The sequence below is a fragment of the Paenibacillus polysaccharolyticus genome (genome assembly GCF_900102085.1).
Taxonomy (GTDB): domain Bacteria; phylum Bacillota; class Bacilli; order Paenibacillales; family Paenibacillaceae; genus Paenibacillus; species Paenibacillus polysaccharolyticus.
Map to the genome: position 1 here is coordinate 295816 of NZ_FMVM01000002.1, position 22964 is coordinate 318779.

The window sequence follows — 22964 nt, forward strand, 5'->3', positions numbered from 1 at the left end:
ACTCCTAAACCCTGATTTGAAGTATGATATATACTAGGTTAAGCGCTTTCTTTTAGATCAAATTCAATATACATACTTAGGAGGCTACTAAACTTGTTGAATACAAACACCAATTACGCAGGATATCTTTTTGTGCATTTTATCGGTGAACAGCCCGATGGAGAGCAGGTTTATTTTTCATATAGCGAGGATGGCCTTCATTGGAAGGACTTAAACGGGGGTAAGCCCGTATTGCGCTCCAATCTGGGGGAACAGGGTGTACGCGACCCGTTTCTCATTCGCTCCGCTAAGGAGAATAAGTTTTATCTGATTGCAACCGATCTGCGAATCGCAAACGGCAAAGGCTGGGGTGTTGCTGTAAACGAAGGCAGTCGTGATATTGTCGTATGGGAGTCCAGTAATCTCGTGGATTGGTCTTCTCCTTGGACAATTACACTTGGCATCCCGGGTGCAGGTTGTGTGTGGGCACCTGAAGCCGTATATGATGAAGCAACTGATGAGTTTCTTGTATTCTGGGCCTCAGCCACACAAGATGCAGATGCATCTGAACGTAAACAGAAGATTTACAGCGCACGCACCAAAGACTTCCGTACATTCACTCCATCGGTAAAGTATATCGAGCGTGAAAATCATATCATTGATACGACCATTCTTGCTTCTTCGGGTTCTTACTACCGATACTCCAAAGATGAAACAACCAAAAACATTCGTGTTGAAAAGGGGAACTCTTTGGACAAGGATGCCTTCACTACGATCCATGCGCCTGTGCTGGAAGCTCTGATGGGTGTAGAAGGGCCACAGATATTTAAATTCAATGACCGGGATGAGTGGTGCCTGATTGTGGATCGTTTTGCTGAGGGAAAAGGTTATCTACCGCTGTTGACAACGGATTTGGATAGCGGAAACTTCCGAATAGCTTCAGATGATGAGTTTGATATGGGAAAAACCCAAAAGCGGCACGGCGGCATTCTGCCAATCACCGTGGAAGAAGGTAATTGTCTGCTGGCCGCTTATGGAGACGGTCACCAGGTACTGGCTGGTCAATACGCTGACCCTGATGTGGCGAAGTTTGGCGACCGCTATTATATGTATCCTACTACGGATGGCTTCGACGGGTGGTCAGGTACGCAGTTTAAGGTGTTTTCCTCCAGCGATCTGCAATATTGGCAGGATGAAGGGATTATTCTTGATCTGGCAACGGATGATGTGCCTTGGGCCATCGGGAATGCATGGGCACCAGCGATTGCCAGCCACAACAACAAATATTACTATTATTTCTGCGGCAAATTGCCTAACCAGGAAAGTGCTATTGGTGTCGCTATTGCCGATTCACCGACGGGTCCATTCCGAGCGGAGCCTGAGCCTTTAATTACAATGGATCAATTAAGACATCTTGGGATCAAGATGGGGCAAGCCATTGATCCTTCAATCTATGCAGAGCAGGATGGCAAGATGTATCTGTTGTTTGGCAACGGTGATGCTGCAATTGTGGAGCTTGGTGACAATATGATCACTGTTCGTGAAGAAACGATGCGTAACATTGCAGGATTGCATGATTTCAGAGAGGCCGTAACCGTGTTAAAGAGGGATGGGCTTTACCACTTCACATGGTCTTGTGATGATACGGGAAGTGAGGATTATCACGTCAATTACGGTACGTCGGAAAGCCTCTACGGCCCGGTCACCTATCACTACCCTGTCTTAAGCAAAAATGTAGAAAAAGACATGCTTGGAACAGGACATCACTGTATTTTCCATGATTCTGAAACGGATCAGTATTACATGGCTTACCATCGTTTTGTAACTCCGTTATCGCGGTTCTCCGAGGGGAAAGGGTACCACCGGGAAGTATGTATTGACCCGATTCAGTTTGGAGCAGATGGTCGTATGAAGCCTATTGTTTTGTGAAATGATGGGATGGTTGAACAGTATTGAAGCGAACAATCACGATACAAAACCGAAGCAATTCGAATAGAGTATCGTAATGGAGATTCATCATTTGTACGTCTCATGGAAGCCGCTAAACCATAGCGGCTTTTTTAGATTTTGCTTATATACGTACATGGGCCAAATCATCGCTGTTACACAAGAAAGAGTGACTGCTTGCAGAAGAATTTCTGTTATCGATGAAACGTTTCGAGTTAAAAGTCAAAAGATAAACCTAAATAAAACTTTTAAAGTAAGGGTTTTCATTTTGTTATTTACCAGATATGTACATTCGTGATATCATAAATGCGAAACGTTTCGAATTCATTTTTGAAGGGAGAAAAGAGATGAACATTGTAAAAAGGTTAGGACTTATTTTAACTTTTTGTCTGTTTGCCAGCACAGCTTTCGCTCCTGTCATATCTGCACATGATTCAGGCAAGACGCCGGGCTTCAAACCAGAATTGAAAGCGGTTGCCAAAAAAACGTACAAGTACTTCAAAGATTTTACCGATCCCAAAACCGGGTTGACGTATGATGAAGTCCGAATGAAGGAAACGGGAATGGAAGAAGCCAAGCGTACCTCGCCAACAAACATTGCGATGTACATGATGAGTACCGTTTCTGCGGAACGAATGGGCCTGCTTTCGAAGAAAGAAGCCGTATCCCGCTTGAAAACAACGTTAAACACACTGGAGAAGATGGATAAGTGGAATGGTCTCTTTTATAACTGGTACAACACGGACGATGGTTCCGTCAAAAAAGATTGGGGGCAATTTATATCACAAGTAGATAATGGCTGGTTATCCGCAGGATTAATCGTCGTTGGACAAGCGTATAACGAGTTAAATGCACAAACCAGCACTCTTGTTAAACAGATGAACTATACAACGTTATACGATCCGGAAGTCGGCCAATTCCGTGGTGGCTATGATGTCGCAAAAGGCGCACTGACAGAGCATCATTATGGGTCCTTTTATACGGAACCTCGTGTAGCGAGTTATATTGCCATTGGTAAAGGAGACGTACCGAAAGAGCATTGGTGGAAGATGTATCGAACTATGCCTCTTGAATGGGATTGGCAGTCTCAGATTCCTCAGGGTCAAACGGTGAATTATGATGGCGTCGATGTCTTCGAAGGAAGTTATGAGTATAAAGGTAAAAAGTTTGTTCCTAGCTGGGGAGGCAGTATGTTTGAAGGGCTGATGCCGGGTCTGGTGATCAAGGAAAAAGACTTGGGTACTCAGGCGTTAGGTCTAAACAATAAACATCATGTCGATCTGCAAATCGAATATGCCAAAGAAAAAGGGTATGCAGCATGGGGATTTTCCCCGTCAGCAACACCTACCGGATATAGTGAGTTTGCAGCAACACCGCTTGGCATCTCAGGTTATAAAGACGGAGCAACGGTAACTGCGCATGCAACATTCCTTGCCTTGGACTATGCGCCTGAAGAGGCACGTAAAAACATCAAAACACTGAAAAAGTTAAACATGATTGGCGAATATGGCTTATACGACTCCATCAATCTGGAGACCAAAGAAATCGCCAAAGCTTATCTGGCATTGGACCAAGGCATGATTATGGTATCTATTGCGAACTATCTGGAGGATGGAGTTATCCGTGATTATTTCCACAGCGATCCTATTGGTCAGAAACCTGAAGAACTGTTGAAAAAAGAAGTATTCTCCATTCAGTAGACCCGATTCAGAAGGAACGAGGTATCACTTGATGACGCCTCGTTCCTTTTTTGTTGATTAGACTTATGGCTTTTTTTGTGTATAGCATAGTTTAAATTGTTTACTACATATTTTTAAGCTTTTGCGATCGTTACAATAACGTATAAGAGAAGTAGGTGATTTTTACTACATGAAAATTGCAGGAGGATAACCAATGAAAGATTTTTTAAAATTTGATACGAATGAAGAACGGCAAGCGTTGTTAATCAGAGCAAGGAAGGTTGCTTTATCAGCAATCCAACAGTATGACTTAGAATGGGATAAAATCGAGTTTATTCAACTATCTGAATCGATCACGTATAAAATTGAAACCAGTACAGCTAACCATTATTTGCTTCGCATTCATTCGGACCGATTGAGCAGAGAGGAAATTCGTTCGGAGCTCCTACTGTTACAAGCACTGAAAAAATCGAAAGAACTAAATGTATCCGAAGGGATACCAAGTTGTGATGGTATTTATGTTTTGGAGATTGAAACAGAAATGGGATATAGACGGCCTAATGTAACAATGATGCGGTGGATCGAGGGTGAAAAAACAACAGGGGAATTTACGGATAGTCATGCGTATAATATGGGAGTAATGATTAGCAGGCTCCATGCAGCAGCAAAGGATTTCAATCCACCTTCTGATTTTGTAAGGTCTGCTTGGGGAGTAGAAAGCTTTAAACGTGAACTGGCTAAGTTGGAACGTTACCATCAACGTTTTTTATCCGAAAAGGCATGGAAGCTGTATCAAGATGCAGCGGAGAAGGTTGTATCCCAACTTACCACTATGCGTCAAACTGAACATAACTACGGACTAATTCATGCTGATTTACATACCGGTAATATGGTTTTTAACGATGATCAACCTTCACCAATTGATTTTGAAAGATGTGGGTATGGATATTTTCTCTACGATATGGCAGGCACCATGCTGGAGCTTTGGCCTAAACATCGATGGCAGCTTATCCAAGGTTATGAGCGTAGTAGGAAGCTGGAAACGGACTATACCCGGGATCTGGAATGTTTTTTCATCATGTTCATGATCGAGAATTATTGTCATCACGCCTCTAATCCAAGAGAAACCGCCAGTTTAATCGATGAACAAAAATATGCCCAAGCATACATAAGAGAATATTTAAATGGTAATCCATTTTTATTCGAAGTAATCGAGCCTGTAAAAATGGATTAATACTAGCTTTCAGACGGAACGAAACGGAGGGTCTTCCTCGGATCGTTCCGTATTTTTGTTCGTGTTTTGCTTCAAAAGAATAACCGATCACCCTCGCCTAATGCGTCTCACATTCCTATTCATCAGATGCCGAACCAGATGACTAAATATCATTCTCTTGATTGGATTTAACTTTTGGGGATGGAGAGAAAAGAATTGATCCGGATTGTCAAACGTACCGAAATCCTGGACAATGCCTTCTTTCTGCACATAGGTGTCATTTTCATTCCAAAAAATAGCGGGGTTCTGAAAATCATCCGTAGCCACGCCATACCCGCAAAATGAACCTGTACATTGCTCGAACTTTTGTTGAAGCTTGGTCAGATAAGCAAGATCCAGGATAAATCCCTCAATATTTAACCATCTGTCGTTATATAACACTTCAATCCAGCTGTGGATAATCTCTTTCGGAGAAAGGTGATAATACCAGCCTTTCATGGCTCCCTTTTGCAATTGCTTATGAATCGTAAAACCGTGAATGCGGCAAGGTATACCCAGCGCTCTGAGTAGTGCCATGAATAAAATGCCTTTCGTATTACACTGTCCATAGCCGTCGTGGAGCACTTCTGAAGCTTGAACATTATCGCTACGATTATAACCAAATTCAATCTCGTCACGAACGTAGTTATATACGTGAAGGATTTGTTCCTTTACAGGGAGTGAAGCCCAGTTACGGCTGAGAATGAGGCTCTGAATGGTCGAATGATTGTAATCTAACAATTGCGTTTGCTCGAGATTGTGGTTCATGATGAGCACCTCCTGCAAACATTGTATCGTCAGTGCAGGGAGGAAACTTGCAAAAACACGCTATCTTTGCGAATATCTTTGGCGGTCATGCCGAGCAATCGTTTACTCGTATTGGCAAAATGCGAGGGCGTATCAAAACCAGCTGCCATTGCTGCTTCCGTGATGCTCGTTCCTTGGAAAATCAGATAACATGCCTTCTGTAGCTTATGTAAGACGAGATAAGCACTAAGGGAAATTCCTGTATTCTCTTTAAACAGATGTGAGAGCCTACTACTCGAAAGACCGAACTGTTCCGCGTAATTACGAATAGAGTGCTCCGAATCCGTGCAATCCTTCATATGTTGGATCAGTTCCTTGATTCGTGAATCCGTAATCGCAGGTGGAGTGTAATCCAGTTGAAAAAGAGTCATGAGTTCTTGTAAAAATAAACCGTATCGCTCTTCATCATGAATTTGCGGTAACGATGCTTTTATAAATTCGGCGACTTCTTTTCTATCCACTGAAGGAAGCTTGGCGTACGCCTGTTTGCCCATATATTGTTTAAAGGCGGCAGCTATGCTTGAAGTGCTGTCTATTAAAAGCAAGACTAGAGGTTGCCCCGATCCCTGCAAACGATGAGTAACATTAGAATTAAGCACGATTCCGGCAGTACTTATAATCTCTCCCTCAACTTCAATCTGAAAATGATTTTCTAGTGCAATCGTGACTTGAATAAACGTATGTTGATGTTCCTCAGCATCAATGGCATTGGAATGCACAAGAATGTTATGCTGCGCACCATATAAATTCATCAAACGGCTATCACCTCATAGTTAAAATAAATCAATGATCACTGTATATTACAATACAACTGGAGTGATATTGAAAGGGGTATTACATATGAATCTTCTTTATCTCTTTATTTTAGAATAATTTCCCACTATGCAGAACGAAAATGCTTCACTATAATGCAACAGGACATAGGTTACGATTATTTTATAATAGACTAAAATGGGGTACACATGTGATTAACTTGTTATGGACGATTTATCTTGGATTACTTGGAACAGCATCCCTTGGTTATTTGCTAAAAGGGAAATACAAAACAACACTTGGCAAAATTGATTTTGTTGTATCTGTTATCACTTGGATTGGATTGTTAGGGTATGTAAAACACATTCAATGGCTGAACCCTTTAACATGGAAAGTAATCACAATCTTCGGTTTATTGTGGGAAATACTGTTCGGGATGCTGCTTAAGGATCACCAAGGCAAAGAAATTCTAGCAGAAATCTCCCTTCGTAAGAGAAGATTGCTAATGTTTTTTACTCTAGTACTCATACTTGGGCCTCTTTACTATGGACTGTTCAGATATTCTTTTGGGTAGAAGTGTTTCATAAATCACCTCTATTCACTATACTTGATGAGAAAGATACACATCTTTTATGTAAGTGGAGGTAGAATGATGACTCTAACTCAGAGAAAAATCGCGATTATCACAGGTGCCAGCGGTCCCAGAGAAATGGGAAGTGCTTTTTGTCGCAAACTAGCTTCCAGAGATATTGATATTTTCTTCACACACTATAAGGCTGATCCGGAATGGACACTTGCGTTTCATAAGGAAATTGAAGACATGGGGGTTCGCTGTACATCAATCGAGATCGATCTAACCGAGCGTAACGCAGCACAACGAGTATATGAAAGTGCAGTCCAGCAACTGGGACAACCCTCAATACTGATTAACAATGCGGCTTATGGTGTCAACACCGATTACAAGTCCTTTGACGCCGAACTCTTGGATAACCACTATGCTGTTAATATGCGAACGACATTTTTACTGTGTACGATATTTGCTCGTGAATTCGAAAAGTCCAATCTAACCTCAGGCAGAATTATCAATATGACGTCGGGACAGGATATATCGCCGATGCCAGGTGAGTTAGCGTATGTTGCAACCAAGGGGGCGATCTCTGCCTTTACCACGTCCTTATCCCGTGAACTTGCACCATTGAAGATTACAGTAAATGCCATAAATCCGGGGCCAACTGATACAACGTGGATGGATGATTCCATTCGTGATTATCTGATGCCAAAGTTCCCGCTGGGACGAATTGGAGCACCTGAGGATGCAACGAACATTATGGATTTTCTCGTGAGTGAAGCAGGAGCTTGGATTACGGGACAAGTTATTCATTCGGAAGGTGGATTCATTCGAGAATAATCGAACGTTGCTGGAAAGAAAATGATTAGAATCATAAAAAGCCCGGCTAGGTTAGCTGGGCTTTTTTGTAGATTTAAACGGAGCCATTCAATGAAGGCAACAACGATTTCACATATTAACTCAAGAAGTATCTCTGAGCCATGGGTAATTCGTCAACCGGAAGACAGCGTAGCGTTTCACCATTCACGGATACGGTATAATTTTTCGGATTAACCATAATCGTTGGCGTTTCTCCATTTAAAATCATATCTTTTTTGCTAGCTGCACGACAGCCCGTCACTGGCTTTAAAGATTTACTGAGCTCCAGAGGGGAAAGGGTACCAGCATCAATAGAGGCCTGGGACACAAAGGTTGCACAAATGGCAGAACGTGCTTTGCCATAGCTCCCAAACATCGGTCTGTACATATAGGGCTGTGGTGTCGAGATCGTGGAGTTCGGATCTCCCATTACACTATGCATAATCATGCCGCCCTTAATAACAAGTTCGGGTTTAACTCCGAAAAAAGCGGGTTTCCATAACACAAGATCCGCCATTTTACCGACTTCAATCGATCCTACATATGTTGAAATGCCATGAGTAATTGCAGGGTTAATCGTATATTTGGCAATATATCGTTTCACACGATTGTTATCCGCCTGGGTATCTCCGGTAAGCGAACCGCGTTGTTTTTTCATTTTATCCGCCGTCTGCCAGGTTCGGATTGCCACCTCACCTACACGGCCCATCGCCTGTGAATCTGAACTAGTCATACTGATTGCACCGATATCATGTAATATATCTTCCGCACCAATTGTTGTCTCCCGAATCCGCGAAGCGGCAAAAGCGACATCCTCCGGAATTTTGGGATCGAGATGATGGCAGATCATTAGCATATCCAGATGCTCATCGACGGTATTTCGGGTATATGGCATGGTTGGACTGGTGGAAGAAGGTAGTACATTCGCCATGGAAGCAACACGTAACAAGTCCGGCGCGTGACCACCGCCCGCACCTTCCGTATGATAGGTGTGAATGGCCCGACCATTGAAAGAACGCAAACTGTCCTCCACATATCCGGCTTCATTCAGCGTATCGGTATGGATATTGACCTGAATATCATACTGTTCTGCCACGCTTAAACATTTGTCGATAACATATGGTGTGCTTCCCCAGTCTTCGTGAATTTTCAGTCCGCCAACACCAGCAAGTACTTGTTCCATCAACGCTTCGGGTCTGGAACTGTTGCCTCGACCAAGCATTACAAAATTCATCGGAAGTGAATCAAGCGCCTGCAGCATGCGTTCAATATGCCACACACCCGAGGTACAGTTAGTAGCGAGTGTGCCCGTGGCCGGGCCGGAGCCTCCACCAACCATCGTGGTAATCCCACTTTGCAACGCAATTTCAATTTGCTGCGGAGAGATGAAGTGAACATGGCTGTCTACACCGCCAGCGGTTACAATCAAATTTTCACCAGAGATCACTTCTGTACCTACCCCAATAACCATGTCAGGATCGACACCATCCATCACAAATGGATTTCCCGCTTTGCCAATGCCTCGGATCAATCCGTCCTTAATGCCAATATCGGCTTTGACAATTCCCCATGTATCTACAATAACAACGTTGGTAATGACCGTATCCAGAACGCCTTCGCTACGCGTTGCCAGAGGATGCTGCCCCATGCCATCCCTGACCGTTTTACCTCCGCCAAAAACACACTCATCTCCATACACGGTAAAGTCTTTTTCGATCTCGATTTTTAACGAGGTGTCCGCGAGCCGAATCCGGTCTCCCGTCGTGGGACCATACATGCTTGCATATGTCGCACGATCAATGGTGTTCATCATTCAACCCTCCCGTTAGTTAACCCGGCGAATCCGTAGATTTCTTTGGTTCCACCGATTTCAACCAGCGTAATTTCATGAATTTCACCCGGTTCGAAGCGGACGGAAAGGCCTGAAGCGATATCCAATCGATATCCTTTAGTACCTTCGCGGTCAAATGATAGAGCGGGGTTCGTTTCAAAAAAATGAAAGTGTGATCCAACCTGAATGGGGCGGCTGCCTGTATTGGTCACGGAACGGGTAATCCGTTTGCGGTCAGGCAACAAGACAATTGGGTTATCCGCAAATTCATATTCACCGGGGATAATCGCACCATCGATCCGAGTAACAGGCTCATGTACAGTCACCAGCTTCGTTCCATCCGGGAACGTGGCTTCAATCTGAACTTCACTCAGCAACTCGGCTACGCCATCCATTACCTGATTTGCTGATAATAGGTGACGAGCTTCTTCCATCAGTTGTTTTACGGTTTTCCCATCCCGTGCACCCTCTACGACAAAACCTGAGATATAGGCAGCGGCTTCCGGATAATTCAACTGAACGCCACGTTTCAGCCGCTTTTCAGCCATATCCGCAGCGAGGTACATCAGGAATTTTTCACGTTCCTGTACAGTTAAATGCATAGTCAGCATCTCCTTCGCTGAGTTAAAATGAGAAGAAATAACAGGCTTGGTTCCATGTAATCTTTTTCCAATCATTGCTTATGTTTGAAAATGTAACATGGTTGTGGAGGGGAGTCAAACAAGAATGTCAAACAACATAACATCAGAAGATTGATTTGTGCAGGATTACAAATGGTTGTTAAAGAAAAGGTGTTGAACACAATATTTGCACAGAGATGGGTGAGGCATGATGAAACTTCAGAGTGCACAGATCGTTGCGAAGAATCGGTTACATAACGCTATACTTTACCTTAGTTGAGAGGAGGGATCAGATGGATTGGCTGATGAGAATGAATCGTGCTCTGGATCATATTGAAACGAATCTATCCAACGAAATCAGTTTAAATGACGTTGCGCAGTGTGCTTGCTGTTCTTCATATCAGTTTCAGAGGATGTTCTCGTTCATTACGAATGTACCATTGGCTGAGTATATTCGGAGAAGACGGCTTACACTGGCTGCCATCGAATTACAGAACAGTGATGCCAAAGTGCTTGATATTGCAATAAAGTATGGCTATGAATCTCCGGTATCGTTTGCAAGGGCATTTCATGCGTTACATGGAGTGAATCCTGCACGTGCCAGAGAAAAAGGGACGGCGCTCAAAGCCTATCCACGGCTTTCCTTTCTTATCTCTATTAAAGGAGCTGAGCCAATGAATTATCGCATTGAAACAAAAGAAAGCTTTGACGTGTTCGGGATTGAAAAAATATTCGACTTAAACGGAAAAGAAACCCCAGCCGACTTATGGAAACAAAGTCATGAGAACGGTGAAGTCGAAAGACTTGCACTTCATGCAAATGGGCTACCTGAGTATGTAGATCAGAACTATCATCCAGTACACGCGGTGTGCAGTTACAGACCGACAGAAGAAGAAACATTCCCGTATATGTTGTGTGCATTTAGAACGGAGACGAGTGAAACTGCTGGTTACAAAGTAATCTCCATTCCCGCCTATACGTGGGCCGTTTTTTCATCCGAGCCGTTTGGTTGGGATCAACTGGGTGAGGTTATGGACACGTTATATAAACGATTCTTCTCAGAGTGGCTCCCAACAGCAGGTTATGAGCAAGTCGATGGTCTCGAATTCGAGGTTACAGGAAGCAAGGATGGACTGCAATTCGTCGAATTATGGTTTGCTGTACGGAAAATAATGTAGCTTACTTTACCAAATCAAAAACAGGAGCCTCGAAATCTAGGCTCCTGTTACTAATAATCAATATAAGTTGAACTAAAGATTTTACACAGTCCACTCCAATATTGCTCATCAATCCATGCATATTAGTCAAATATCAGCCACTGCCTATGGCTAGTGCAAGTCCGCTATCCTCTGCTGCGAGCACTAACGATCAGGAGAAGCCTTATTTCGGCATATTCGGGCTTTGGAAAATTCTAACGATCCCCAGAGACGCTATTCTGCTGTAATCAGCTTAATCAGACTCATTTTTCAGGATTTTAAATGAAATAAGCTTCCTGGTGATCGTTAGCTTCCCATCCTTTACTTGAGCAGCCTGCCAATTATGGTATTATTCCCCAATTAAAGAGTGATTTTACAATCATGGACCATTAATCAGCATAATGTCGTTTTCTTAAGTTCAACTTATATAGATAACCATTTCATTTTAGATCAACCTCTTTAATCATCCGAGTATATCGTTGCATTAAAACTTTCAGGCCCCATTCTAAAGTTAGTGATACTGTATTGAGGATTGTAGGTAAAGACACTATACACAGTATAAGTAACCTGACCACTGCTGGGGGCGGGGACATTGTAGTCCGAGCCATTAAAGGTTAATGCACAGGGACTAACCAAACGGCCAGGTCTAACCACAGTTCCTACTTGATACACCAATTGCTGCAAACCATCTGATTCGCGGTACACTTCTACACCAAGAAACCCGCTAATAGGCAAATTTACCGCTTGGAATTTAATACTTCCTGAGAAAAACGTACGAATCCATGACCCTGGACTCTTCACCTGAAGTCCGACTTGAGCCATTAATAGAGGAACTCCATTTGTAAAAGTGGGATTTAATATTCCTATTCCATTAGAACCTTGAGATGTTCGTGCATCCAGCGTTTTGACCATGGCGAACTTCCTCTCTTAATAAAAAAATAAATCTTAATCGTCACTGTAAGCGACAGCGTTAAAACATTCAGGCCCAAGACGAGTCGCTTCTTGCGAAGGGGAGGATTGAAAAAAGGTCAAGTAACATGAGTACGTGAGTTGTCCAGTTGAAGGTGGTGGCACGTTGTAATCAGAACCTTCAAAACTAACCAACACGCTCCCTTGTTCGGGATATATGGGTTGTGAGAAGGTATAGATTGGTGCTCCAGCATTCGTAGGCCCTCTGAATATGTTAACTTGTATGCTAGAAGGTAATGAGAAAATATTGTCTACCGAAATCCGGTAGGTTCCATTAAACTGTGTACGTATGACAGGTCCAGGATTGACAATATTAAGTCCAAGGATACCTACTAACGTAGGCAATTCAGTGATAAGATGAATATTCAGAGGAGTATTTCCATCCGAACCGAGTGAAGTACGAGCGTCAAGTGTACGTACCATGATCATCCTCCAAACCATATTTTTTCACATTATTTTGTGATATAAGATACTATATGGAAGTTAAAAGGATAATGTATAGTCGTTATTACTTTAAACGAAAAAGAGGTATTTATTTATCTGCTGGAGTAAAAAAATGATTGCAGCCACATTAACGCTATACCTGTTTTCATAGTTTAATAATAATGTATCTATACCATTTAAAGTAGGGGTTCTAAAATGAGCAAATATATAATCGGAATAGATCTGGGCGGCACCAATATTAAATCTGCTGTGTTTAATACAACATTTAAGAAAATTCACGAACGAAGTGATGCCACGGAAGCCGATGAAGGCCCGATTCATGTGTTAAATAGAATGGCGAACATTACGCAAGAAATGATGGCGGCCGAAGGAATCCATCCAGATGAGGTAAATTGCATGGGTATAGGTGTGCCAGGCTTATTAGACCCACAAACGGGCTTATCTATATTTTCGCCTAATTTCCCCGGATGGGAGAATATCCATGTAGTGAATCACATGAACAAACATGTTGATTTCCCTGTTTTTATCGACAATGATGTACGCGTTAATCTATATGGTGAATGGCTGTTTGGTGCTGGTGTCAGTTGTCGCAACTTGGTATTACTCACCTTAGGAACCGGTCTGGGCTCTGGAATCGTTAATGACGGAAAGGTGATCTACGGAGCAACCTCAAGCGCAGGGGAAATGGGACACATGAATATGTATAGGGAAGGCCGTGCTTGTCGTTGCGGTAGTTCAGGCTGCCTGGGCAGATATGTATCTGCCATTGGGATGGTTCGGACGTTGACGGAAAAGCTGGAGGCAGGCCAATCCAGTATGATTACGGAGTGGGTAGAAGGAGATCTGTCCAGAATTACCGCTCATATGATCTCGAATGCATATGATCTTGGCGATGCACTTGCTGTTGAAGTCATGCACGAAACAGGAGAGATATTAGGTTTCGGCCTTTCTAATGTGATAAATATGTTGAATCCCGAAATGATTATCGTAGGTGGCGGCATGTCCGCAGCTGGTGATCGTCTCCTTAATTCCGTACGTAATACCGTTAGAAATCACTCATTAAAGCTCTCTTCAGGAGCTTGTACCATCGTGCAAGCTAAATTGGGTGGACAAGCGGGCATGATCGGTGCTGCCGCATATGCGAATCACAGACTACTTTCGAACACCGGAATGTAACTTGGAAGTTACTAAATACACCTTTAAAAGCCGCTTTTACAGCGGTTTTTTTGTTGTTTCTGATCCAATGAATTTAACCGTTTGTTCTTTGATCTTTAAATTGTTTGGGTGTACATCCCGTATACGTTTTGAACACTTTCGCAAAGTAACTCTGATCGTAAAAGTTCAAAAGAGTAGAAATCTCCGCTAACGTATAGTGAGAATGCGTCAACAGATTTTGCGCCTCTTCAATTTTCGTTTTCAAAATAAACTGCGAAATGGAGATACCCACTTCTTTTTTGAACAGATTGGACAAATAATTCGGATTCAACGAAGTGATTTCAGCCAATTGAGCGATTGTAATCCGTTCATTTAAATGGTTGAAGATATAGTTTTGGCATATGTTAATCGGTTTGGAGTATTTGTGTTTTTTACTACGCTTTACACGTTCCGCAAAATCAAGCACAGCAACCTCCATTAAATCCTCAACCGCTTGGCTGTCGGTTAAATCCTCAATTTTAAGGATATAAAAATCACTAAGATTATAAGCGATCTCTTGAAAAACACCACCTTCTACCGCTGATCTTGTCGCAAGCGTGATCAGGGAGATCGCCAGATTCTTTTGACTACGCAAATAACTCGTCTTGGACAACACACTCTTTTTGCCTTGTTTGTGAATGGTATGAAAGGATTCCAGCACCTTATCGGTTCTACCCAAACGAATGATATCAAATACTTTCTTCTCTTTATCGATTTCCGTGTGAATGAGATTATTTTGACGGTCGTCTATGATTTGCTTATACGGTTGCTCGATTTCCAGCGTTTTTCTCCAACGCTCATCCTCATTTTTCATCAAGATTTCGTCCAGCGTTAGCTTTTCCTGATAGAGCATGAAATACATCGCCATACTAAGATTAATTAATTTAAACGTACTCATCACAGAGACTCCGTCGTAATATTTCTTCATTTCATGATGATCCGCTTTGGCTAACAAATCACTTAGAGTCACACGAATAATTTCCTCTGTCATTTTAAAATTAATAATCGGACCTACAATGATGATTCCTTTCCACTGATGATCCGCATGAATACGTATGGCGAAAAATTTCTCCAAATACATTGTTTCACGAAGGACAGGGAGTTGCTCGATTGGCATGCTGGAAAACAGGTCTGTCATGATCTTGTAGTCAGAGGGGAATAAGGGGTTACACCGGAAATCCACAGGGGTGACCTGATAGACTAGCGTGTATTCATTATCAAAATAGTAGACGGGTACATTGTATAAATGATGTGTCATATTACATATATATTCAAGGTTTTCATCACAAAAGTTATGCATCACCAAGCCTCCATTTCAATCTAAGAACTGAAAAACACATGTGAATATTCCTATTTACATGTGAAACTTACCATATGAAACCTCACAAGACCGATTATAATTTGTCATGAAATCGATTTCAAGCATGGATTTAAGGGGGATCAGCAACTCAGCCAATATAATACACGACCTACACCCTGAATTGAGAGCGTTATCAAATGATCAGATTCATCTTGTAATAAAATTCGACAATAGTTATTCCAAATTTTGAATAAAGAGGTGGATTTTTATGCGTCCTTTCGGATATAAGGATAAATTCGGCTATTTGTTTGGTGATTTTGGAAACGATTTCTTTTTCGCGCTAGTTGGCTCATTTTTGATGGTCTATTACACGGATGTATTTCATATTAACCCGGCAGCGGTCGGAGGATTATTCCTGTTAGCTCGTTTGTGGGATGCCATAGCGGATGTCTCGTGGGGGCGTTTTGTTGATACGCGTAAAGCAAGCAAACACGGTAAATTTAAACCATGGATTTATCGCATGTCATTTCCGCTTGTGATCTCCGGGGTACTCATGTTTGTTTACATCCCCGGAATGTCGGACGGATTCTATCTCGCTTACGCTTATGTTACTTACATTCTGTGGGGAACGCTGTACAGCACCGTTAACATTCCTTACGGTTCCATGGCTTCAGTCATTACTGCTGACCCAGTAGAACGAACCGTTCTGTCTACATGGAGATCGCTCGGAGCAACATTGGCGCAATTATTTGTAGGCGTGGTGGGCCCGTTGCTATTGTTTGTTAATAACGAAGCGAATGCAAGCCGTTTTTTACTGGGAGCTGTTATTTTTGGAATATTGTCCATTGCTTCTTATATGGCGTGTTATAAATTATCGATCGAACGTGTTATCCCGGATATGAATGAGAAGCCAAATACCAATTTGAGAAAAACACTATATGGTCTTTTGAAAAATAGACCGCTTATCGTCTTCCTGATCGGATCGCTCATTTTCTTAATTAATTTAATGTTGCTGGGCACGGTTAATACGTATTTGTTCAAAGACTATTTCGGTAACGCGCAATTACTTAGTGTGTTCAGTCTGGTGCAAGCTGCGCCTATATTTATCGGAATGCCGTTAATCAAACCACTCGTAGCAAAGTTCGGGAAAAAAGAAGTTGCCGCTGCTGGCTTTTTACTCTCAACGCTCGTTTACTTGCTTCTCTATTTCATTCCGAATCTTTCCGCTATTCAATACATGGCGATTCTGTTCATTGGCTTGTTAGGATACGCTCTGTTCAATCTAATCGGCTGGGCGTTTATCACAGATTTGGTTGACTATCACGAACATGTTACAGGACTCCGAGAGGATGCGACGATATATTCCATCTATTCCTTTTCGCGTAAAGTCGGGCAGGCCGTTGCAGGTGGTATTGGCGGGGTAGCTATGGCGGCTGTAGGCTATAATGCTACACTGCATGTGCAGACACCACGTACACTTGAAGGCATTTATTTCTTGGCAACACTTGTTCCAGCTATGGGCCTATTTCTCGTATTTATCTGCATTGCTTTCCTGTATCCATTAAACAAAAAACGTACAGCACAACTTGTAAGCGATATCAAGGCAAAACGAATGAACTGATACCCGAGACCTGTTTCACAACGTGCATAAGGCAGGAGGTAGAGGAAGCACCTATTTTATAGAGAATGAAGGAGTGTTCATATGTTATACCCTATTTTGACCGAAACACGTAATCTAATCGATCTGAATGGAATCTGGAATTTCAAATTGGATGCCGGAGAGGGATTTCAGGAAAATTGGCAAAAGGCAAAACTCCAAGATCCGATGCGCATGGCTGTCCCAGCTTCATATAACGACATCGGAGTAAGCGCCAAAATTCGGGACCATGTAGGCTGGGTCTGGTACGAGCGGGAGATCACGCTACCGAGTGTGATGAATGAAGAGAGAGTTGTTTTGCGCTTTGGCTCCGTTACTCATATGGCCAAAGTGTATGTGAACGGGGAATTTGTTACCCAGAACAAAGGCGGCTTTTTACCTTTTGAAGCTGAAATAAACCGTTACCTGCACACAGGGAAGAACCGCCTGACCGTAGCTGTAAATAATATTGTGGATGAAACAACACTACCCGTTGGCTCCATTGTTGAGAAACAACATTCAGATGGGCAAACAACGGTGCACAATCTGCCGAACTTTGATTTTTTCAACTATGCCGGTCTGCATCGCCCTGTAAAAATATACACAACACCAACGACCTATGTTAAGGACGTCACGATCGTAACCCAATTGGACGGACAGGTTCATTATTCCATTAATGTGGTTGGCTCTGCGTCGGTTAAAGCTGAAATTATCGATGAATCCGGCTCTTTGGTTGCTTCATCCGAAGGCGAATCAGGCACAATGATCCTATCTGATGTTAGACTCTGGGAGCCACTGAATGCCTACTTATACACGTTGCGCGTAGAACTGCAAACCGAAGGGGAAACCATAGATGTATATGAACAGCCATTCGGGGTGAGAAGTGTAGAAGTGAAAGAAGGCAAGTTCCTGATTAATGATAAACCCTTTTACTTCAAAGGGTATGGCAAACATGAGGATACGACTATTCATGGCAGGGGATTTAATGAGGCCGCCAATGTGCTTGATTTTAATCTCATGAAATGGTCGGGAGCCAACTCTTTCCGAACTGCACACTATCCATATTCGGAAGAAGTGATGCGACTGGCTGATCGGGAAGGATTTGTTGTGATTGATGAGGTGGCCGCAGTTGGCATGCATCTGAACATGCTGGTTGTGCATCGCGGGGGCGTGCTGAAGAACACATGGGATGAACTTGATACGTTCGAACATCATCAGGATGTCATTCGGGAACTCATTGAGCGGGACAAAAATCATCCCTGTGTGGTCATGTGGAATATCGCTAACGAGCCTGCCTCTGAAGAAAAGGGAGCCTATGAATACTTTAAACCGCTGATTGATCTAACGAGAGAGTTAGATCCACAGAAACGTCCGGTGACTATTGTTACTCAAATGGAATCTTCACCAGAAAAAGATCAGATTGCAGAGCTGTTGGATATACTCACTTTCAACCGATATTACGGCTGGTATGTGGATGGTGGGGATTTGCATGCTGCCAAGGAAAAGCTTCGTGCCGAATTCAATGGCTGGCTAAAGCGATGCCCGAACAAACCTTTCATGATGACCGAGTACGGGGCAGACACGGTTGCCGGATTGCACGATGTTGAACCTGTCATGTTTACGGAGGAATACCAGGTGGAATTTTACAAAGCCAACCATGAAGTATTCGATGAATTTGAGCAATTTGTCGGTGAACAAGTATGGAATTTTACTGATTTTGCGACCAGTCAGGGAATTATCCGTGTGCAAGGCAATAAAAAAGGTATTTTCACACGGGATCGCAAACCTAAAGCTATCGCACATGAACTGAAAAGACGCTGGACGAGTATCCCTGATTTTCATTATAAGGGCTAAGAACGAAGCAGGAATATGTACATGAAGCAATCCGAGTAATCAAGAAGTAATTTTAGTGATCAACTCATTCTAGTTATCAATAGGTAAGCCAGCTAATCAATAAGGTTAGCTGGCTCTTTTTTATTTAGTAGCAGTGATAACACAGGTTGTTGGAGCAGGTCAGGGGGCAGCATCAGAATCAGTAGTTGGTGTCCTTAATCGTCTGTGTCCGCTCCTTCAAACAACTGCTGAATCATCTTATCTTTGTTATTCAAAAATTCCTTCATAATCAAGAAATGATCGGTTTCCTCCAAGATCTGTACCTCGATGCCTTCCGGTGTCAGGTTATAGATCTGCGCATCAGGATAAGCCATCAGAATAGGAGAGTGGGTAGCAATGATAAACTGTGAATTTTGCTCTACCAACTCATGAATTCGGGCAAGCATGGCCATCTGGCGAAGCGGCGATAATGCCGCCTCAGGCTCGTCCAGAATATAAAGACCATGACCGCCAAATCGATGAACAAACGTGGAAAAAAACGACTCTCCATGGGATTGCTCATGCAACGATTTCCCTCCATATGAATCCTTGATGGGAGCACCATAGGAAGGCTCACGATCCAACTCATCAATGGTTGTAGCCAGATTATAATAACTCTCGGCCCTGAAAAAGAAACCGTCCTTGGGACGCCGTGTGCCTTTGACTAATTGAATATGCTCATACAAGTTCGAATGCGTGGCTCGGGTAGAAAACGTAAAGTTCATCGTGCCGCCTTCGGGATTGAATCCCCATGACACGGCAATCGACTCCATTAACGTAGACTTGCCCATTCCGTTTTCACCAACAATGTACGTAACTTTGGGATGAAAATCCATCGGATGCAGGTTACGAATAACGGGCAAGTCAAACGGATACTCATCATAAGTGGCAATTTGATTCCGTTTAAGCTGTATTTGCCTCAAATAGGCTGGAGATCCTTTCAATTTCACTTCACCTCTTATATCTGTACATCATAACGATCGCGAAGGACTGACAAATGATGTAGCTCGTGTCCAGTAATCACATAAGCAATGGAACGAGTAGATGCCGTGTTATCATTGACCTGCCCCATACGCATCCAAGCTTCTGGACTCAGGCGGCGGAGCAGTACAATGGTGGAATACCGTACCGCTGCATATTCTTCAGCCAGATCAACCACGCTATATGCTTCAAAAGGGTGACCTTCCATAAGTGTGTCCTGATCATACCCTGGAAGAGAGGTCTTGTCTCCTCTGGCGATGCGTAACAAACGGCCGCTCATAATTCGCTCATTATCAATAAGGTGACCAAATACCTCTTTAACGCTCCATTTCCCTTCATCATAGCGGTAATCGGCTTGTTCCTCTGATAATGCGCGAATTGCGCTCTCCACACGTTCCGCTTGCTTTTGTAATAACTCAATGACATTTCCTTCAGGAACAAGGTGGATGTATCCTTCGTAGAAAGCAGCGTATTCTTCTTGACTCGGTCTTTCGTTCATATTAACTCTCCTTTAGTGGGCATCATTTTTTGTTTATTTTACCATTAATCCAAGGTAGAACCGAAGAAAACTACAACAACTGGTCTCATATGAGGATTGATCAATAATCGGTCAGGATAAGTCATTGTATGCATGTGTTAAAAACCTTATCTTAAATCATAAGAGAGCACTACCATTTCACGAAGAAACGTGGAGAAACAAACAAGTCTGTTTCAGAAGTGCAGATGCTCATTAAGACTCACTGATGTTTGAATCGCTTAGGCGATACACCTGTTATTTGTTTGAATTGCCGACAGAAATGTTCGACATTACGGTACCCGCATCTGTCCGCAATCTCTGCAACCGTATAGGGATGGTGTCTAAGGTACTCTTTAGCCAAGCGAATTCGGCTATGGATGACATCATCTATGCAGGACAAACCGAATGATTTCTTATAAATGAGTTGCAGGTATCCCGGGCTGATATTCATGGTTTTGGCCATCGTAGCCACAGTCCATGGATGACTTGGATGGTTGTGAATAGCTGTCCGAAGTTTCATCAGAGGATAATGCTGCGGGCCAATATTTTTTTGCACATAAGATTCAAGCAGTTTGTTAAACAATGTGCGAAGCAAATAATCGATGGATGATTCCTTGTAGCCTTTCTGGAGAGAATGCTCTGCGACAAGTAATTGAAACAGCTTATGACAATATTCAGGATCATCCAATGCAAAAGGCTCGCCCAGAGGGAGAGAGGTTTCGGTTACATAGAGCTCGTCACTTGCAAAACGTATCCAATCGTTCACATATTGGTCTGAGCAAGCGCGATAGTATATTTTCGAATAGGGCGGATACAGAACAGCACAATAGGGCGGGAATTCTTCCAGTTGACCTTTAACCCAGAACAGTGCCGGAGTCTGCGTAATGACCAACAGCCAGCAATCATGGCCTTCAGGTATATCAAACACAAATGGACCGTGATGCTCAGCATCATATTCAACGTAATAAATCGTATTCATCGTATTTCACCTTTACCATGCGTATTGTGAATCTCGTCTACGTGTACATCGAAACGCCATTGAAACATGAACATGCTCGGTGTCTCCTATTATACGAAAGTTATCTTGACAAATCTAAACAAGGGGTGCATTTTCCAATGAAAAAACAAGGTTTAAACCCTTATCTCCCATCATGGGAGTACGTGCCTGACGGCGAGCCTTATGTGTTTAACGACAGAGTATACGTCTACGGGTCACATGATCGGTTTAACGGACATGCGTTTTGTCTGAACGATTATGTATGCTGGTCTGCTCCTGTAGATGACCTTGGTAAATGGCGCAATGAGGGAGTTATTTATCAAAAAACAGATGATCCGCTGAACCCCGACGGTCATATGTGCCTTTATGCCCCCGATGTAACAATCGGACCGGATGGTCGCTATTATCTATATTATGTACTTGATAAAGTACCGGTTGTTTCTGTAGCGGTATGCGATTCGCCTGCGGGTAAATATGAATTCTATGGTTATGTTCAATATACAGACGGCACTCGGCTCGGGGAACGAGAAGGGGATGAGCCGCAGTTCGATCCAGGTGTGCTGACAGAAGGAGAGCTCACTTATCTCTACACGGGCTTCTGTGCACCCGGTGACCGTTCCAGACATGGAGCAATGGCGACGGTGCTTGGCCCCGATATGCTAACGATTGTAGAGGAACCGGTATTTATAGCCCCAAGTCAGCCATATAGTGATGGAAGCGGGTATGAAGGACATGAATTTTTTGAAGCTCCTTCGATTCGCAAAAGGGGAGACCTCTACTACCTCGTATACTCCTCGGTCGTCATGCATGAATTATGTTACGCAACCAGTACGTCTCCAACTCAAGGCTTTGAATATCAAGGTGTAATTGTGAGCAACTGCGATCTTCACATCGATACATACAAGCCGGCTGGAAAGCCCATGTATTATGGAGGGAACAATCATGGAAGTATCGTAGAGATCGGCGCAGAATGGTACATTTTTTACCACAGACATACGAATGGAGATGCATTTAACCGGCAGGGATGTATTGAAAAGCTTACGTTTGAAAAGGATGGCTTCATCCCTCAAGTTGAAATGACCTCTTGTGGTTCGAATGGAGAACCTTTGGAAGGTAGAGGCGAGTACCCCGCCTATCTTGCGTGCAACCTTTTTACCCAAGAAGATCAATTGTATACGGGTGGATTTGGTACAGGTGCTTGGCTCGACAGTCGCTTTCCGAAAATTACCCAAGATGGCCGAGATGGCGACGAAGAAACCGGATATATTGCCAATATGACGGAATCTGCGACAGCTGGTTTTAAATACTTCGATTGTAAAGACATTCAACAAGTCACGATTAAGGTGCGTGGATACTGTAATGGTAGCTTTGAGGTAAAAACCGCTTGGGACGGCCCCGTCCTGGGAACCATCCCGGTACACTTCACCAACGTATGGAAGCCGTATTCATCCGCGATTCACATTCCGGACGGTAAACAGGCCTTGTATTTTACATACCAGGGGATGGGCAGCGCGAGCCTGGCTTCATTTGAACTGAAATAACTTCATTTGTCTTCAAAAGTTCC

At 43.0% G+C, this 22964-nt stretch carries 20 protein-coding genes; 10 read left to right on the top strand and 10 right to left on the bottom strand.

Translation table 11 applies throughout. The features are described 5' to 3' along the window. The first annotated feature begins 93 nt into the window (after nucleotides 1–93). The 3 genes from BLQ13_RS03810 (at nucleotide 94) to BLQ13_RS03820 (ending at nucleotide 4839) form a co-directional block, all read left to right on the top strand. Nucleotides 94–1908, top strand: a complete 1815-nt coding sequence (locus BLQ13_RS03810) for a glycoside hydrolase family 43 protein (protein ID WP_090916154.1) — start codon at nucleotides 94–96, stop codon at nucleotides 1906–1908. A 365-nt stretch (nucleotides 1909–2273) separates the two neighbouring features. Beyond that, the gene (locus BLQ13_RS03815; RefSeq protein WP_090916157.1) at nucleotides 2274–3626 is read left to right on the top strand and encodes a glucoamylase family protein; all 1353 of its coding nucleotides are present in this window, start codon (nucleotides 2274–2276) and stop codon (nucleotides 3624–3626) included. Nucleotides 3627–3819: 193 nt separating this feature from the next. Continuing rightward, nucleotides 3820–4839, top strand: a complete 1020-nt coding sequence (locus BLQ13_RS03820) for a phosphotransferase enzyme family protein (RefSeq protein WP_090916159.1) — start codon at nucleotides 3820–3822, stop codon at nucleotides 4837–4839. Nucleotides 4840–4926: 87 nt separating this feature from the next. Here the strand turns inward: BLQ13_RS03820 and BLQ13_RS03825 are convergent, their stop codons facing one another. Together BLQ13_RS03825 and BLQ13_RS03830 are read right to left on the bottom strand one after the other, a co-directional pair. After that, nucleotides 4927–5625 carry a transglutaminase-like domain-containing protein gene (locus tag BLQ13_RS03825; RefSeq protein ID WP_090916161.1) on the bottom strand — a complete coding sequence of 233 codons (699 nt, stop codon included), beginning with the start codon at nucleotides 5623–5625 and terminating at the stop codon, nucleotides 4927–4929. Between the two features lie 29 nt (nucleotides 5626–5654). After that, nucleotides 5655–6416, bottom strand: a complete 762-nt coding sequence (locus tag BLQ13_RS03830) for a helix-turn-helix domain-containing protein (protein WP_090916163.1) — start codon at nucleotides 6414–6416, stop codon at nucleotides 5655–5657. A 212-nt stretch (nucleotides 6417–6628) separates the two neighbouring features. Between BLQ13_RS03830 and BLQ13_RS03835 the strand changes: the two genes are divergently transcribed. Next, the gene (locus BLQ13_RS03835) at nucleotides 6629–6991 is read left to right on the top strand and encodes a hypothetical protein (RefSeq protein WP_090916165.1); all 363 of its coding nucleotides are present in this window, start codon (nucleotides 6629–6631) and stop codon (nucleotides 6989–6991) included. A gap of 78 nt (nucleotides 6992–7069) precedes the next feature. Then, nucleotides 7070–7825 (top strand): SDR family oxidoreductase, encoded by a 756-nt coding sequence (locus BLQ13_RS03840; protein ID WP_090916167.1) that lies wholly within the window; start codon nucleotides 7070–7072, stop codon nucleotides 7823–7825. Nucleotides 7826–7940: 115 nt separating this feature from the next. Here BLQ13_RS03840 and ureC read toward each other — a convergent pair whose 3' ends face one another. Further along, entirely contained in the window at nucleotides 7941–9653 is a 1713-nt protein-coding gene (gene ureC, locus BLQ13_RS03845; RefSeq protein ID WP_090916169.1) for an urease subunit alpha, read from the bottom strand. Beyond that, nucleotides 9653–10276 (bottom strand): urease subunit gamma, encoded by a 624-nt coding sequence (ureA, locus tag BLQ13_RS03850; protein ID WP_090916171.1) that lies wholly within the window; start codon nucleotides 10274–10276, stop codon nucleotides 9653–9655. The genes ureC and ureA overlap by 1 nt, the downstream gene beginning before the upstream one ends. A 311-nt stretch (nucleotides 10277–10587) precedes the next feature. Between ureA and BLQ13_RS03855 the strand changes: the two genes are divergently transcribed. After that, a complete protein-coding gene (locus BLQ13_RS03855) occupies nucleotides 10588–11472 on the top strand; it encodes an AraC family transcriptional regulator (protein ID WP_090916173.1) in 885 nt (294 codons plus the stop codon). A 477-nt stretch (nucleotides 11473–11949) separates the two neighbouring features. On the opposite strand, the gene BLQ13_RS03860 is transcribed toward BLQ13_RS03855, so the two are convergent. Both BLQ13_RS03860 and BLQ13_RS28205 read right to left on the bottom strand, forming a co-directional pair. Continuing rightward, complete coding sequence (locus BLQ13_RS03860; protein ID WP_090916175.1) at nucleotides 11950–12402, bottom strand: hypothetical protein; 453 nt, start codon at nucleotides 12400–12402, stop codon at nucleotides 11950–11952. Between the two features lie 33 nt (nucleotides 12403–12435). After that, nucleotides 12436–12882: a hypothetical protein gene (locus tag BLQ13_RS28205; protein ID WP_139168845.1), complete on the bottom strand. Its 447-nt coding sequence runs from the start codon at nucleotides 12880–12882 to the stop codon at nucleotides 12436–12438. A 216-nt stretch (nucleotides 12883–13098) separates the two neighbouring features. Here BLQ13_RS28205 and BLQ13_RS03865 point away from each other — a divergent pair, with 216 nt between their 5' ends. After that, complete coding sequence (locus BLQ13_RS03865) at nucleotides 13099–14079, top strand: ROK family protein (protein ID WP_090916177.1); 981 nt, start codon at nucleotides 13099–13101, stop codon at nucleotides 14077–14079. A 73-nt stretch (nucleotides 14080–14152) separates the two neighbouring features. Here the strand turns inward: BLQ13_RS03865 and BLQ13_RS03870 are convergent, their stop codons facing one another. Further along, nucleotides 14153–15397 (bottom strand): AraC family transcriptional regulator, encoded by a 1245-nt coding sequence (locus BLQ13_RS03870; protein WP_090916179.1) that lies wholly within the window; start codon nucleotides 15395–15397, stop codon nucleotides 14153–14155. Nucleotides 15398–15665: 268 nt separating this feature from the next. On the opposite strand from BLQ13_RS03870, the gene BLQ13_RS03875 reads away from it, so the two are divergent. Beyond that, the gene (locus tag BLQ13_RS03875) at nucleotides 15666–17018 is read left to right on the top strand and encodes an MFS transporter (protein WP_090916181.1); all 1353 of its coding nucleotides are present in this window, start codon (nucleotides 15666–15668) and stop codon (nucleotides 17016–17018) included. 81 nt (nucleotides 17019–17099) lie between these two features. Then, nucleotides 17100–18887 (top strand): beta-glucuronidase, encoded by a 1788-nt coding sequence (uidA, locus tag BLQ13_RS03880; RefSeq protein WP_090916183.1) that lies wholly within the window; start codon nucleotides 17100–17102, stop codon nucleotides 18885–18887. Between the two features lie 194 nt (nucleotides 18888–19081). Here the strand turns inward: uidA and BLQ13_RS03885 are convergent, their stop codons facing one another. The 3 genes from BLQ13_RS03885 to BLQ13_RS03895 all read right to left on the bottom strand — a co-directional run bounded on the left by BLQ13_RS03885 (nucleotide 19082) and on the right by BLQ13_RS03895 (nucleotide 21382). After that, nucleotides 19082–19855, bottom strand: coding sequence for an AAA family ATPase (locus BLQ13_RS03885; RefSeq protein WP_244159208.1), 774 nt, complete (start codon nucleotides 19853–19855; stop codon nucleotides 19082–19084). An 8-nt stretch (nucleotides 19856–19863) separates the two neighbouring features. Continuing rightward, nucleotides 19864–20385 (bottom strand): DinB family protein, encoded by a 522-nt coding sequence (locus BLQ13_RS03890; protein ID WP_090916185.1) that lies wholly within the window; start codon nucleotides 20383–20385, stop codon nucleotides 19864–19866. A 238-nt stretch (nucleotides 20386–20623) separates the two neighbouring features. Next, the gene (locus BLQ13_RS03895) at nucleotides 20624–21382 is read right to left on the bottom strand and encodes an AraC family transcriptional regulator (protein WP_090916187.1); all 759 of its coding nucleotides are present in this window, start codon (nucleotides 21380–21382) and stop codon (nucleotides 20624–20626) included. A 137-nt stretch (nucleotides 21383–21519) separates the two neighbouring features. Here BLQ13_RS03895 and BLQ13_RS03900 point away from each other — a divergent pair, with 137 nt between their 5' ends. After that, nucleotides 21520–22941: a family 43 glycosylhydrolase gene (locus tag BLQ13_RS03900; RefSeq protein WP_090916189.1), complete on the top strand. Its 1422-nt coding sequence runs from the start codon at nucleotides 21520–21522 to the stop codon at nucleotides 22939–22941. The last annotated feature ends 23 nt before the right edge of the window (nucleotides 22942–22964 follow it).